Here is a 13,171-nt window from a genome sequence, read left to right as displayed (position 1 = left end):
GCCTGATGGCTAGTTACGAACTCATCGACCACGAATTCGACGTGGTGGTGGTGGGCGCCGGTGGCGCCGGCCTGCGCGCCACGCTTGGCATGGCCGAGCAGGGCTTCAACACCGCCTGCATCACCAAGGTGTTCCCCACCCGCTCGCATACGGTGGCGGCGCAGGGTGGCATTGCGGCGTCGCTGCAGAACATGGGTCCGGACTCCTGGCAGTGGCACATGTACGACACCGTCAAGGGGTCGGACTGGCTCGGCGACAATGACGCCATGGAATACTTGGCGCGCGAGGCGCCGGCGGCAATCTACGAGCTCGAGCATTATGGCGTGCCGTTCTCGCGCACCCAGGACGGCCGCATCTACCAGCGCCCGTTCGGCGGGCACATGACCGAATTCGGCGAGGGCCCGCCGGTGCAGCGCACCTGCGCCGCTGCCGACCGCACCGGTCACGCGATCCTCCACACGCTCTACGGCCAGTCGGTCAAGAATGACGCGCAGTTCTTCATCGAGTACTTCGCACTCGACCTGATCATGGGGGACGACGGGTCCTGCCAGGGCGTGATCGCCTGGAAGCTCGACGACGGCACGCTGCATCGCTTCCGCGCAAAGCTGGTGGTGCTGGCCACCGGCGGCTATGGCCGCGCCTATTTCTCGGCGACTTCAGCCCATACCTGCACCGGCGACGGCAACGGCATGGTGGCGCGCGCCGGGTTGCCGCTCCAGGACATGGAGTTCGTGCAGTTCCACCCGACCGGCATCTATGGCGCCGGGGTGCTGATCACCGAGGGCGCGCGTGGCGAAGGTGGGTACCTGACCAATTCGGAAGGCGAGCGCTTCATGGAGCGCTATGCCCCCAACGCCAAGGATCTTGCGTCACGCGACGTGGTTTCGCGCTGCATGACTCTGGAGATCCGTGAAGGGCGCGGCGTCGGGCCGAAGAAGGACCACATCTTCCTCCACCTCGACCATCTGGATCCCAAGGTGCTGCACGAGCGGCTGCCCGGCATTACCGAGAGCGCCAAGATCTTTGCCGGCGTCGATCTGACGCGCGAGCCCATCCCGGTGCTGCCGACGGTGCACTACAACATGGGCGGCATCCCCGCGAACTATCATGGCGAGGTGCTGAACCCGACCCCGGAAGATCCGAACCGCATCGTGCCCGGGCTGATGGCCGTGGGCGAGGCGGCCTGTGCCTCGGTGCACGGGGCCAACCGGCTCGGCTCGAACTCGCTGACCGACCTCGTGGTGTTCGGCCGCGCTGCGGCGCTGCGCGCCGGCAAGGTGCTCGACAAGAATGCCCCCGTGCCCGGCATCAACACCGCGCAGGACGACAAGATTCTCGCCCGCTTCGACCGGCTCCGCCACGCCAATGGCTCGCAGCCGACGGCCAAGCTGCGCGACGAGATGCAGCGCACCATGCAGCAGGACGCCGCGGTGTTCCGCACCTCCGAGTCGCTGCGCCAGGGTGTGGCCAAGATGGGCGAGATCTATTCGCGCCTGCCGGACGTAAAGGTCACCGACCGCTCGCTGATCTGGAACTCGGATCTGGTCGAGACGCTGGAACTCGAGAACCTGATGGCCTGCGCCATGACGACCGTGGTGTCGGCGGAAGCCCGGCACGAGAGCCGCGGCGCCCATGCGCACGAGGATTTCCCGAACCGCGACGACGAGAACTGGCGCAAGCACACGCTGAGCTATCTCGAAGTGGCGAGCGGGGCGGTGGAGCTGTCCTACCGGCCGGTGATCACCGATCCGCTGACACCGCAGGACCAGGGCGGCATCGACCTCAAGAAGATCGCGCCCAAAGCGCGGGTGTACTGATGCGGGCGCTGCTTTTCCCGCTGGCGCTTGTTGCCATGGTTGCGCCGGCTCTCGCCGCGCCGACCGAGGCGCAGAAGGCCGAGTTCTACCAGGTGTGCATGGGTATCGCGCAGGATGCGGCGCTGTGCGGCTGCAAGGCCGATGCGGCGATGACGCTGATCGACGAACGCTTCATGGGCGTGGTGATCGCCTCGATGAAGGGCGCCTCGCCGGCGGCGGAGGATTTCCGCGCCTACAACGCCTACGTCGCCAAGTCGAACCAGATCTGCAAGCCGACCTACTAGGTTTCACGCGCCGGGTTGAGCGGCGCGTCTCGAGAAGGAAGACCACCATGGCCGAACTGCTGCTGCGCAAGGCCGACCAGCCGACCAAGGGCAAGACCTGGCCGAAGCCGGAAGGCGCCAAGCGCCTGCGCGAGTACCAGATCTACCGCTACGATCCGGACAAGAACGAGAATCCGCGGATCGACACCTATTTCGTCGACCTCGACGATTGCGGGCCGATGATCCTGGACGGGCTGTTGTGGATCAAGAACAAGGTCGACCCGACCCTGACGCTGCGCCGCTCGTGCCGCGAGGGCATTTGCGGGTCGTGCTCGATGAACATCAACGGGCTCAACACGCTGGCCTGCACCAAGGGGATGGATGACTCGACCGGCCCCATCAAGATCTATCCGCTGCCGCACATGCCGGTGGTGAAGGATCTGGTGCCGGACCTGACGGCCTTCTACGCCCAGCACCGGGCCATCGAGCCGTGGCTCAAGACCACCTCGCCCACCCCTGACAAGGAGTGGACGCAGTCGATCGAGAACCGCGCCAAGCTCGACGGGCTCTATGAGTGCATTCTCTGCGCCTGCTGCTCGACCTCGTGCCCGAGCTATTGGTGGAACGGGGAGAAGTATCTCGGCCCGGCCGCGCTGTTGCAGGCCTATCGCTGGCTGATCGACTCGCGCGACGAGACCACCCAGGAGCGGCTCGACAACCTAGAGGATCCGTTCAAGCTCTACCGCTGCCACACGATCATGAACTGCGCCAAGGTGTGCCCGAAGGGGCTGAACCCGGCAAAGGCGATCGCCGAGATCAAGAAGATGATGGTGGAGCGCCGCGTCGCGGCGTAGCCGGACCGGACGCTGACATGCAAACGGCGGGACCTTGGTCCCGCCGCTTTTTGTCTGTACCCCCACCCTTGATCCCTCCCCACAAGGGGGAGGGAGACGATGAACATCGGCGCCTCGGCTCCTGCGCCTCCCTCCCCTTGATGGAGGATTGAGGGTGGGGTGGGCCGCGCCCGCCGAGGCCCGGCTGCCCTAGATCTCCTCCACCAGCATGACCGTCCCGGCCTTGTAGGCGGCTTCGCAGTCGGCGGCGTCGTGTTCGATGTCGGCGTCGTAGAGCACCGAAGCGGTGCCGGGGCCGACGAAGCGGGGGTCATCGCAAAGCTCGTCGTTGGCGTAGCTTGAGCTGTTGTCGCCGAACGCGATTCCCTTGCTGTCATAGGGTGCCGCGGCGGCATATTCCGGGGTGTAGACCGGGATGATGCGCACTTCGCCGGCTTCCTCCAGGGTGCGGCAGTCGGTGGCGTCGCCGTATTCGTCCTCGTCGAGCAGCTTCTTGGCGGTTCCGGGGCCGGCAAAGCGCGGGTCGTCGCACTCGCCGTCATTGGCCCATTTGGACCAATCCGAACCGTAGTCGAAGGTGGCGACAGCGGGAGCACCCAGTTCGCCGATATAGGTGGCGGTGCCTTCTTCCACGGCGGTGCGGCAATCGGTGGCGTCGCGGCCGATATTCTCCGTCAACGGGTTCTGCGCCACGGCTTCCCCTGAAAAGCGAGGATCATCACACTCCTCGTCATTGGCCCATTCGGAACTGTCGTTGCCATAGTCGATGGCGGGCGTGGCGGCCCCGGTGTCGGTCCCAGCGCCGGCGCCGACGTCACCCTTGAAGGTGAGGCCTTCCATGAACAAGGCGCGGCAGTCGGTGGCGTCCTTGCCGATGTCGCTATCCAGCAGTTCCTCGGCCATGCCGGGACCGGTAAAGCGCGGGTCGTCGCACTCGTCGTCATTGGCCCACTCGGAACTGTCGTCGCCGAAGTCGATGGCCGTCTGTTCGCCGGCATAGCTCAGCGTGCCGGCCTCGACGCCGGCGCGGCAGTCGGTGGCATCCTTGCCGATATCGGCCGCGTCGAGTTCGGCGGCCATGGCCGAGCCGGTGAAACGGGCGTCGTCGCATTCCTCGTCGCGAGCCCATTCGGAGGTGTCGTCGCCATAATCGATGTCGTCCGCGGGTTGCGTCTCGCCGACATAGGCGATGCTGCCGTCCTCGAGCAGCGCACGACAGTCAGTGGCATCCTTGCCGATGTCGGCTGCCTCGAGTTCGGCGGCCATGCCGGTGCCGGAGAAGCGTGGATCATCGCATTCCCCGTCATGGGCCCAGGCGGAGGTATCATCGCCGAAATCGACGTCAGCGCTGGCGGTCTCGGCCTCACCGGTGAAGGTGATGCTGCCCGCCTCGTAGAGGGCCCGGCAGTCGGTGGCGTCCTTGCCGAGATCGACGTCCTCGAGTTCGGCAGCCATGCCGGTGCCCGTGAAGCGCGGGTCGTCGCACTCCTCGTCCTTGGCCCAGACGGAACTGTCGTCGCCGAAGTCGATCGCGGGAGCGGTGGTCGCGGTGGTGGTGTCTGTGCCGGTCTCGATCAGGGTGATGGTGCCGGCCTCGAACGCGGCCTGGCAGTCGGCCGCGTCGTGGCCTTCATTGTCGTCCCAGGTTTCCGCAGCCATGCCGGTGCCGGTGAAGCGGGGATCGTCGCATTCGTCGTCATTGGCCCATTCGGACGTGTTGTCGCCGAAGTCGACACCTGGCGAGGACGTCGTGGTTGCTGCGACCGGCGGGTTCTTCTTGTCGATCCTGTCCTGCGCAAAGGCCGGCGACAGGCCGACCGACAGCACCAGTCCCAGCATTGCCCCGGCCAGCACCTTCGTTCTGGTGATCATCACTGATCCCTCCCCCACTGAAACACCACGCCGCGGCGCACCTTACAGCGGCTTCACGACGGCCAAAAGCCACTCACTGCTGGCGCAGTGCCTGCCGTTCGGCCCGGGTGAAAAGGACCGAACCGAGCAGGACCAGCGCCGCGCCGAGTGCGTCGAAGCCGCTGAAGGGTTCACCGAGGATGGCAACGGCAAAGGCAATCGTAACAACCGGCCCGAGAGCGGCGGTGGACGAGGTGGCGCGCGCGCCGATGCGGGACATGCCGGCATTCAGCAACAGGCTCGGCAGCACTGTGCCGAAAATGCCAAGCGCCAGCCCCAGCCCCCACACTTCCACCGGCAATGCAGCATAGGCGGCAGGACCTTCCACCACTACGCCCTGGGCGATGGCGCAGACCGCTGCAGTGGACATGGCGATGCAGGTGAAAGCGGTGGAGCCGAGGCCGCGGCTCATCTGTCGGCGGGCGAGGTGTTGATAGAGGGCAAAGGTGATAGCCGAACCCAGCACCAGCAGCGTGCCCACCACGAGCCCGTCCGGCGCCATCATCAGGTTCCAGCCGAAGATCACCAGCAGCCCGGCATAGGACACCAGCATGGGCGGTACGACCCGCCAGACCAGCCTTTCGCCGAAGAACCAGGCGCCGAACAGCACCACAAAGAAGGGGTAGGTGAACAGCACCAGCCGCTCATACTGCGCCGAGACGAAGTTGAGGCCGAGGAAATCGAGGTAGCTCGAGATGTAGTAGCCGAGAATGCCGATGGCCATGGTGACGAGCACGAGCCGCGGGGACAGGCGACCGGGGAGCTCGGGGCTGCGCCGGAACAGGCTGACGAAGATGACCAGATAGACCGGCAGCGCCACCAGCATGCGCAGGCTGAGCAGTATCTCGGTCGAGACGCCATAGCCATAAGCGAGCTTGATGAAGATGCCCTTGGTGGAAAACAGCACCGAGCCGGCAATGGCGAGGCCGTACCCGAAGGCATCGAAGCTCTGCGGGTTTCTGGCGGTGGCGGCGGTGGGCATCGGCAAGGCCTGCTCTGCTGTGGTCCGCCGCCATCGTCACACCGGAGCGCCTGGCGGCGGCCGGTGAAACGGAAGGGCTGAACGTCAGCGCGCGTTCCGGACCCGGCGGGGACCGAAAAGACCAAGCCAGAAAGAAATGAGGCCGGTGAACGCGTGCATGAACCAAGTTCTAGGGCGCGGGCGATGCCGGCGGCAAGGCGGTCTGGGCTCAAACCGTTCGGCTTTATCCGCGCGGATGGGCACGTCGATAAGCGTCGAGCAGCCGGTCGGTATCGACGGCGGTATAGATCTGGGTGGTCGACAGCGAGGCGTGGCCGAGCAGTTCCTGGATCGCGCGGAGGTCGCCCCCCCGAGAGAGCAGGTGGGTGGCAAAGGAGTGGCGCAGGGCGTGCGGCGTCGCGGAAGGCGGCAGGCTGAGGGCGCCTCGCAGTTGGGCCACGCGCATCTGGATCAGCCGCGGCGACAGCACGCCGCCCTTGACGCCGCGGAACAGCGGCGCATCGGGCTCGGGGGTGAAGGGGCAGAGTTCGATATAGTGCTCCACTGCCTGGCGCACAGCGCCGAGCAGGGGCACCAGCCGCACCTTGCCGCCCTTGCCGGTGACGCGCAGGCTCGCCGCTTCGAGGTCGCTGCGGGTGATGGCCAGCGCCTCGGAGATGCGCAGGCCAGCGCCATAACAGAGGGCAAGGACGGCGGTGTCGCGGGCGGCGACCCAGGGCCGATCCTCAAGCTCTTCGGTAGTGGCGATGGTCGCCCGAGCCTCCGGCACCGTCAGCGCCTTTGGCAACGAGCGCGGCAGCTTGGGGGTGCGAATGACGTTGAGGGCCTCGCTGGAGAGGATGCCTTTGCGCTCCAGGTGACCGAGGAAACTGCGCAGTGCAGAAAGCGCGCGAGCCAGCGAACGCGAGCCGATGCCGTCGCCGCGACGCACGGCCATGAAGGCGCGGATATCGGCGCCGCGAAGCTGGCGCAGCGTATCGAGGCTGACGGCGCCGCCGGAATGGCCAGCGAGAAAGCTGAGAAACTGGTCGAGGTCGCGCTGGTAGGATTCGAGCGTCTTGGTGGCCAGCCGGCGTACCGATTCGAGCTCGGTGAGCCAGCCGGAGACGAGTGCCGAGACGGTGCTGTCAGTGGCAAAGGCGCGATCAACCATGCCGCGAGGATAGCGGGGGAGGGTTAGCGATTGGTGGCTGGTGAACCAGGATCCGGAGCAGTGGGGAGACCCCCTCCCAACCTCCCCCGCAAGGGGGGAGGTGCCGGCCGGTGGTGGTGGCTGGATGGTGCCGTCGAGTGGGGCCACCCTCCCTTGCGGGGAGGGCAGGGCGGGGGCGGCAGGGGGTGGAGGAGCGGTGACTGGCGAGCCGCTCAGGGGAATCGGGTTGTTCCGCACGAAGCGGGGTCGGCATCGGCGGGAAAACCGAGGTCGGCCAACAGAGCCCGCGGTAGGCGCTGCGGGCGCCGGGACCGACGGGCAAGGCTCAGCAGCCACTCATATTGGCTGGCCCCGGTGGCGATGGTCACAAGGTCGCCGCGGAGCGGCCGGTCTTCTGCTACGGCAGTCATGCGATCCTCCTTTTGTGATTGGAAAAGGAGACTATGCCGCTGCCGTGACAGGCGATGTCAGCACCCGCACCCCTTTGGAGAATCACTTGCAGTTCCTATGTTCGGATGCGAACAGAACGGGCACAAATGAATGAACTCGGCGGCATAGTGGCGGTGATGGTGGGGGTGGCCGTGGAAGGCCCCTATTCCTACCGCGTGCCCCAGGGCATGTGCGTGCGCCGTGGGTCGATCGTGGCCGTGCCGCTGGGTGCCCGTTTGACCCTGGGCGTGGTGTGGGGCGAGCCGAAGGACGCGGTTTCGCATAACCGGCTGCGCGACATCGCCCATCTCTACGACGTGCCGCCGCTCAGCGAGGAATTGCTGGGGCTGGTGGATTGGGTGGCGCGCTACACCATCGCTCCACCGGGCATGGTGGTGCGCTCGGTGCTGCGCTCGACCGAAGCACTCGATCCGCCACGACCGGTAGTGGCGTTTCGTGCTACCGGGCACGAGCCGGAAAAGCTCACCCCGGCCCGGCTGCGCGTGCTCGATACGCTCAACGACGGCAGTGCCTGGCCCAAGGCGGCGCTGATCGGGGCGACGGGGGTATCGGCTTCGGTGATCGAAGGCCTCGAGCGGGTCGGGGCGGTCGAACGGCTGGAGATGAAGCCGCCGCCGGTGGTGCTGCCGCCCGACCCGGAGGCCATGGCGCCGAAACTGTCGGCGGAGCAGCAGGCGGCACTTGGCCACATCACTGCCATCGATCCGCACAGCTTCGGGGTGGCGCTGCTCGACGGCGTCACCGGCAGCGGCAAGACAGAAGTGTTCTTCGAGGCGGTGGCGGATACGCTGCGCGCGGGGCGGCAGGCGCTGGTGCTGCTCCCCGAGATCGCGCTCACCAATACCTTCATCGACCGCTTCACCCGCCGCTTCGGGGCACGACCGGCCGAGTGGCATTCGGACATGACGCCGGCGCAGCGGGCGAAGGTCTGGCGCGGGGTGCTGGAAGGCACGGTGCGGGCGGTGGTGGGCGCGCGCTCGGCGCTTTTCCTGCCGTTCCGTGAACTCGGGCTGATCGTGCTCGATGAGGAGCATGACGGCGCCTACAAGCAGGCCGACGGGCTCAACTACCATGCGCGCGACATGGCGGTGGTGCGGGCGCGCAACGCAAGGGCGCGGGTAGTGCTGAGTTCGGCGACTCCGTCGGTCGAAACCCGCAACAACGCCAATCTTGGCCGCTATGCCCATGTGCTGCTCACCAGCCGCTTTGCCGAGGCGGCCATGCCGGACGTCAAGGCGATCGACATGCGCACCGATGGTCCGGACAAGGGGCAGTGGATCTCGCCGGTCCTGGCGCGCGAGGTGTTCACGGCGATGGACCGAGGCGAGCAGGCGTTGCTGTTCCTCAACCGGCGTGGCTACGCGCCGCTGACGCTGTGCCGGTCCTGCGGGCACCAATACCAGTGCCCGGACTGCTCGGTGTGGATGGTGGAGCACCGCTTCCGCGGTGTGCTGATGTGCCACCATTGCGGGCATGAGGTGCGCACGCCGATGGTGTGCGCCCAGTGCGGCGATGCGGACTCGCTGGTGGCGGTGGGACCGGGGATAGAGCGCATTGCCGAGGAGGCGGCGGAGCGCTTTCCGGATGCGCGGCGGGTGATCCTGTCGTCGGACATGGGCAACCACGCGCAATTGCGGGAGCGGTTCAGCGAGATCGAGCGGGGCGAGTACGATCTGATCATCGGCACGCAACTGGTTTCCAAGGGCCATCACTTCGAAAAGCTCAGCGTGGTGGGGGTGCTCGACGCCGACCTGGGGCTTGCCCATGGCGATCCGCGCGCTTCGGAAAAGACGTTCCAAATCCTGACGCAGGTGGCGGGCCGGGCCGGTCGGGCCTCGCGGCATGGCAAGGCGTTCCTTCAGACCTACCATCCCGACCATCCGGTGATGCAGGCGATGGTCACGGGCGACCGGGAGTCGTTCTACCGGCATGAACTGATGGCGCGCGAGGCCGGGGGGCTGCCGCCTTATGGGCGGCTGGCCGCGCTGATCGTGTCGGCCAACGAGCACCAGATCGCGATGGGCTATGCCAAGTCGCTCCTGTCAGTGGCGCCGATGGCGGAAGGCGTACGGCTGTTCGGGCCGGCGGATGCGCCGATCGCGCAGATCCGCGGCCGGCACCGGGTGCGGCTGCTGGCGCGGTCGGGCAAGGATTTCGACCTCAGCGGCTATGTGCGGTTTTGGCTCAGCCAGGGCGAGAAGCTCACCGGCAATCTCAAGGTCCAGGTCGACATCGACCCGATGAGCTTTCTCTAGCCGTCCGTTTAGCTGGCGGACTTGTGCTCGGGCTTGCCCTTGCGCTTGGTGGCGGCCATGTCATGCAGTTCCTTCTCGCTCATGGATTTGTACATCGACTTCGAGGCGCCCTGCAGTTCGCCGACCTTGGTGTCGCCGCGCTTGGCCGACAGGGCCGCGCCGGCTGCCTTCTGCTGTGCCTTGGATTTCGCGGGCATGATGGTTTCTCCTGTTGAGAGGAGAGAAACGCCGCGGTCGGCTCGCGGTTTCCGTCACAAGCGCAAGGCGGGCCTGCCTGCGACACTTTCGCCGCTTCTGAATCACGGTGGCGCGCCTTGCGTCGCGCGCGGGCCCTATGCTAGAGGGGCAGCGATTTCCAGGGGGTGGTGGTGCGCCCCCCTTCCCGGACAAGAACAACGTCGGCAACCGGCCGGTCCCGCGGTAAAACCGGGGTCGATCCGGACGGCAAACCAAGAGGGTGAAGCGGCATTGGCAGCGCAGAATTCAGTGCTTACCCACATCGCGCGGCCATATGCGTCGGCGCTGTTCGATCTCGCCGAGAGCGAGAACCAGCTGGCCTCCGTCGAAACATCGCTGTCGGACGTCACCCGCATGATCGGTGAAAGCGCCGATTTCTCGCGCTTCCTTCGCTCTCCCGTGATCACGACCACCGACAAGGCGCAGGCCCTAAACGAGATCCTGGCTCGTGCTAACGCCCATCCGCTGGTCGCCAACTTCCTTCGGCTTGTGGCCAAGAACGGCCGGCTGTTTGCGCTCGACGCGATCATCGCCGCCTTCCGCGAACTCGCCGCCAAGGCACGCGGTGAAGTCACCGCCGACGTCACCTCGGCTGCCCCGCTGACCGGCGAGCAGGCCTCGGCCCTCGCCGAGACCCTGCGCCAGCGCATCGGCAAGACCGTGACGCTCAACCAATATGTCGATCCCTCGCTGATCGGCGGCCTTCAGGTGAAGGTCGGATCGCAGATGATCGATTCTTCGCTCAAGACGAAATTGACCGCGATGAAGATCGCCATGAAAGAGGTCGGATAAATGGACATCAAAGCCGCGGAAATCTCTGCGATCCTCAAGGACCAGATCAAGAATTTCGGCCAGGAAGCCCAGGTCTCCGAAGTCGGCCAGGTCCTGAGCGTCGGCGACGGTATCGCCCGCGTCTACGGCCTCGACAACGTGCAGGCTGGTGAGCTCGTCGAGTTCCCGGGCGGCGTGCAGGGCATGGCGCTGAACCTCGAAACCGACAATGTCGGCGTCGTGATCTTCGGTTCCGACCGCGCCATCAAGGAAGGCGACGTCGTCAAGCGTACCGGCTCGATCGTGGATACCCCGGTCGGCACCGGCCTGCTCGGCCGCGTGGTCGACGGTCTCGGTAACCCCATCGACGGCAAGGGCCCGATCGTTCACACCGAGCGCCGCCGCGTCGACGTCAAGGCCCCGGGCATCCTGCCGCGCAAGTCGGTGCACGAGCCGATGTCGACCGGCCTCAAGGCCATCGACGCGCTGATCCCGATCGGCCGCGGCCAGCGCGAGCTCATCATCGGCGACCGCCAGACCGGCAAGACCGCCATCATTCTCGACACCTTCCTCAACCAGAAGCCGGCCCATGACGCCGGCAACGAAACCGAGAAGCTCTACTGCATCTACGTCGCCGTGGGTCAGAAGCGCTCGACCGTTGCCCAGTTCGTGCGTCAGCTCGAAGAATCCGGTGCCATGCAGTACTCGGTCGTCGTGGCCGCGACCGCGTCCGACCCGGCCCCGCTGCAGTACATCGCGCCGTTCACCGGCTGCGCCATCGGCGAGTGGTTCCGCGACAACGGCAAGCACGCCGTGATCGCCTATGACGACCTGACCAAGCAGGCCGTCGCCTACCGCCAGATGTCGCTGCTGCTGCGCCGTCCGCCGGGCCGCGAAGCCTATCCGGGCGACGTGTTCTACCTGCACAGCCGCCTGCTCGAGCGCGCCGCCAAGATGAACGAGGACAACGGCCTCGGCTCGCTGACCGCGCTGCCCGTGATCGAAACTCAGGCCAACGACGTGTCGGCCTACATACCGACCAACGTGATCTCGATTACCGACGGCCAGATCTTCCTCGAGACCAACCTGTTCTTCCAGGGTATCCGCCCGGCGGTGAACGTCGGTCTGTCGGTGTCGCGCGTGGGCTCGTCGGCCCAGGTCAAGGCGATGAAGCAGGTGGCCGGTTCGCTCAAGGGTGAGCTGTCGCAGTATCGCGAAATGGCGGCCTTTGCCCAGTTCGGTTCCGACCTCGATGCTGCAACGCAGCGCCTGCTGAACCGCGGCGCCCGCCTGACCGAGCTCCTGAAGCAGCCGCAGTTCTCGCCCCTCAAGACCGAGGAGCAGGTGGCGGTGATCTTTGCCGGCGCCAATGGCTACCTGGACTCGATCCCGGTGAACAAGGTGCAGGACTTCGAGCGGCACGTGCTGTCGAACCTGCGCTCCAAGCATGCGGACCTGTTGACGACGATCGCCACCGATAAGGCGCTCAGCGACGACACCCGCGGCAAGCTGAAGTCGGCGCTCGACGCGATCAAGCAGACCTACGCGGCCTAAGCGCCCTTAAGGAGACGACAGGCCCATGCCGTCGCTGAAGGACCTAAAGAACCGCATCGACTCCGTCAGGTCGACGCAGAAGATCACCAAGGCCATGCAGATGGTCGCGGCGGCCAAGCTCCGCCGCGCCCAGGAAGCTGCCGAGGCGGCGCGTCCCTATGCCGAGCGCATGGCGAAGGTGCTGTCGAGCCTGGCTGCCGTCTATGACGGGCAGGAGAATGCTCCCGTGCTGCTGGCCGGCAATGGCCGCGACCAGGTGCACCTGCTGATCGTTGCAACCGGCGAGCGTGGCCTTGCCGGCGGCTTCAACTCCTCGATCGCGCGTCTTGCCCGTGACCATGCCAACCGGCTGCTCGCCGAGGGCAAGACGGTCAAGATCCTGACCGTGGGCCGCAAGGGCCACGACATCCTCAAGCGCCAGTTCGCCGACAACATCGTGGAAGCGATCAGCTACCGCGAAGTCAAGAATGTCGGGTTCGTTCAGGCCAACGAGGTATCGCAGAAGGTCCAGGCGATGTTCGCCAATGACGAGTTCGACGTGGCGACGCTGTTCTTCGCCAAGTTCAACTCGGTGATCTCGCAGGTGCCGCAGGCGGTGCAGATCATTCCGGCCAAGATCGAGCGCAGCGAAGGCGAGGGCGAAGTTGCCGCTTCGGCGGTGCCCTACGAATACGAGCCGAGCGAAGAAGCCATCGTCGAGGACCTGCTGCCGCGCAACATCAGCGTGCAGATCTTCCGGGCGATGCTCGAAAACAGCGCCTCCTTCTACGGTGCGCAGATGTCCGCCATGGACAATGCGACCCGCAACGCCGGCGAAATGATCAACCGCCTCCAGCTGAGCTACAACCGCCAGCGCCAGGCGCAGATCACCAAAGAACTCATTGAAATCATCTCGGGCGCGGAAGCGCTCTAACCCATAGCGAG

General features: G+C 66.1%; 12 protein-coding genes. 7 read left to right on the top strand and 5 right to left on the bottom strand.

Annotated features, from left to right (window positions below; genetic code table 11):
* Positions 1-5 precede the first annotated feature (5 nt).
* From sdhA to ACFSX5_RS08195, 3 genes are read left to right on the top strand one after another with little or no spacing between them, the layout of a single operon-like run.
* Positions 6-1,817, top strand: a complete 1,812-nt coding sequence (sdhA, locus tag ACFSX5_RS08205) for a succinate dehydrogenase flavoprotein subunit (RefSeq protein WP_386832786.1) — start codon at positions 6-8, stop codon at positions 1,815-1,817.
* Entirely contained in the window at positions 1,817-2,101 is a 285-nt protein-coding gene (locus ACFSX5_RS08200) for a hypothetical protein (RefSeq protein WP_386832785.1), read from the top strand. Before sdhA ends, ACFSX5_RS08200 begins: the two co-directional genes overlap by 1 nt.
* A gap of 47 nt (positions 2,102-2,148) precedes the next feature.
* Positions 2,149-2,934: a succinate dehydrogenase iron-sulfur subunit gene (locus ACFSX5_RS08195; RefSeq protein WP_386832784.1), complete on the top strand. Its 786-nt coding sequence runs from the start codon at positions 2,149-2,151 to the stop codon at positions 2,932-2,934.
* 189 nt (positions 2,935-3,123) lie between these two features.
* On the opposite strand, the gene ACFSX5_RS08190 is transcribed toward ACFSX5_RS08195, so the two are convergent.
* From ACFSX5_RS08190 to ACFSX5_RS08175, 4 genes are all read right to left on the bottom strand, one after another.
* On the bottom strand, positions 3,124-4,806 hold the full coding sequence (locus ACFSX5_RS08190; RefSeq protein WP_386832783.1) for a hypothetical protein: 1,683 nt from the start codon (positions 4,804-4,806) through the stop codon (positions 3,124-3,126).
* Positions 4,807-4,879: 73 nt separating this feature from the next.
* The gene (locus tag ACFSX5_RS08185; protein WP_386835602.1) at positions 4,880-5,827 is read right to left on the bottom strand and encodes a DMT family transporter; all 948 of its coding nucleotides are present in this window, start codon (positions 5,825-5,827) and stop codon (positions 4,880-4,882) included.
* 223 nt (positions 5,828-6,050) lie between these two features.
* A complete protein-coding gene (locus ACFSX5_RS08180; protein WP_386832782.1) occupies positions 6,051-6,980 on the bottom strand; it encodes a tyrosine recombinase XerC in 930 nt (309 codons plus the stop codon).
* Positions 6,981-7,192: 212 nt separating this feature from the next.
* A complete protein-coding gene (locus ACFSX5_RS08175; RefSeq protein ID WP_386832781.1) occupies positions 7,193-7,390 on the bottom strand; it encodes a hypothetical protein in 198 nt (65 codons plus the stop codon).
* 126 nt (positions 7,391-7,516) lie between these two features.
* Between ACFSX5_RS08175 and ACFSX5_RS08170 the strand changes: the two genes are divergently transcribed.
* On the top strand, positions 7,517-9,685 hold the full coding sequence (locus ACFSX5_RS08170) for a primosomal protein N' (protein ID WP_386832780.1): 2,169 nt from the start codon (positions 7,517-7,519) through the stop codon (positions 9,683-9,685).
* An 8-nt stretch (positions 9,686-9,693) separates the two neighbouring features.
* On the opposite strand, the gene ACFSX5_RS08165 is transcribed toward ACFSX5_RS08170, so the two are convergent.
* Positions 9,694-9,882, bottom strand: coding sequence for a DUF3008 family protein (locus ACFSX5_RS08165; RefSeq protein ID WP_386832779.1), 189 nt, complete (start codon positions 9,880-9,882; stop codon positions 9,694-9,696).
* 271 nt (positions 9,883-10,153) lie between these two features.
* Here ACFSX5_RS08165 and ACFSX5_RS08160 point away from each other — a divergent pair, with 271 nt between their 5' ends.
* From ACFSX5_RS08160 to ACFSX5_RS08150, 3 genes are read left to right on the top strand one after another with little or no spacing between them, the layout of a single operon-like run.
* On the top strand, positions 10,154-10,714 hold the full coding sequence (locus tag ACFSX5_RS08160; RefSeq protein WP_386832778.1) for a F0F1 ATP synthase subunit delta: 561 nt from the start codon (positions 10,154-10,156) through the stop codon (positions 10,712-10,714).
* Positions 10,715-12,247 carry a F0F1 ATP synthase subunit alpha gene (gene atpA, locus ACFSX5_RS08155; RefSeq protein ID WP_386832777.1) on the top strand — a complete coding sequence of 511 codons (1,533 nt, stop codon included), beginning with the start codon at positions 10,715-10,717 and terminating at the stop codon, positions 12,245-12,247. It begins immediately after the preceding gene.
* 25 nt (positions 12,248-12,272) lie between these two features.
* Entirely contained in the window at positions 12,273-13,160 is an 888-nt protein-coding gene (locus ACFSX5_RS08150) for a F0F1 ATP synthase subunit gamma (protein WP_386832776.1), read from the top strand.
* The last annotated feature ends 11 nt before the right edge of the window (positions 13,161-13,171 follow it).

Origin of the sequence: Devosia albogilva, from assembly GCF_042685625.1 — a bacterium.
GTDB lineage: Bacteria > Pseudomonadota > Alphaproteobacteria > Rhizobiales > Devosiaceae > Devosia > Devosia albogilva.
Note: the sequence above shows the minus strand (reverse complement) of the source record. Positions and strands in the feature narration are given on the sequence as shown.

Excerpts from the sequence above, each read along its gene's own strand:
- sdhA (WP_386832786.1), top strand. The coding sequence starts at position 6 with ATGGCTAGTTACGAACTCATCGACCACGAATTCGACGTGGTGGTGGTG.
- ACFSX5_RS08200 (WP_386832785.1), top strand. The coding sequence starts at position 1,817 with ATGCGGGCGCTGCTTTTCCCGCTGGCGCTTGTTGCCATGGTTGCGCCG.
- ACFSX5_RS08195 (WP_386832784.1), top strand. The coding sequence starts at position 2,149 with ATGGCCGAACTGCTGCTGCGCAAGGCCGACCAGCCGACCAAGGGCAAG.
- ACFSX5_RS08190 (WP_386832783.1), bottom strand. The coding sequence starts at position 4,806 with ATGATCACCAGAACGAAGGTGCTGGCCGGGGCAATGCTGGGACTGGTG.
- ACFSX5_RS08185 (WP_386835602.1), bottom strand. The coding sequence starts at position 5,827 with ATGCCCACCGCCGCCACCGCCAGAAACCCGCAGAGCTTCGATGCCTTC.
- ACFSX5_RS08180 (WP_386832782.1), bottom strand. The coding sequence starts at position 6,980 with ATGGTTGATCGCGCCTTTGCCACTGACAGCACCGTCTCGGCACTCGTC.
- ACFSX5_RS08175 (WP_386832781.1), bottom strand. The coding sequence starts at position 7,390 with ATGACTGCCGTAGCAGAAGACCGGCCGCTCCGCGGCGACCTTGTGACC.
- ACFSX5_RS08170 (WP_386832780.1), top strand. The coding sequence starts at position 7,517 with ATGAATGAACTCGGCGGCATAGTGGCGGTGATGGTGGGGGTGGCCGTG.
- ACFSX5_RS08165 (WP_386832779.1), bottom strand. The coding sequence starts at position 9,882 with ATGCCCGCGAAATCCAAGGCACAGCAGAAGGCAGCCGGCGCGGCCCTG.
- atpA (WP_386832777.1), top strand. The coding sequence starts at position 10,715 with ATGGACATCAAAGCCGCGGAAATCTCTGCGATCCTCAAGGACCAGATC.
- ACFSX5_RS08150 (WP_386832776.1), top strand. The coding sequence starts at position 12,273 with ATGCCGTCGCTGAAGGACCTAAAGAACCGCATCGACTCCGTCAGGTCG.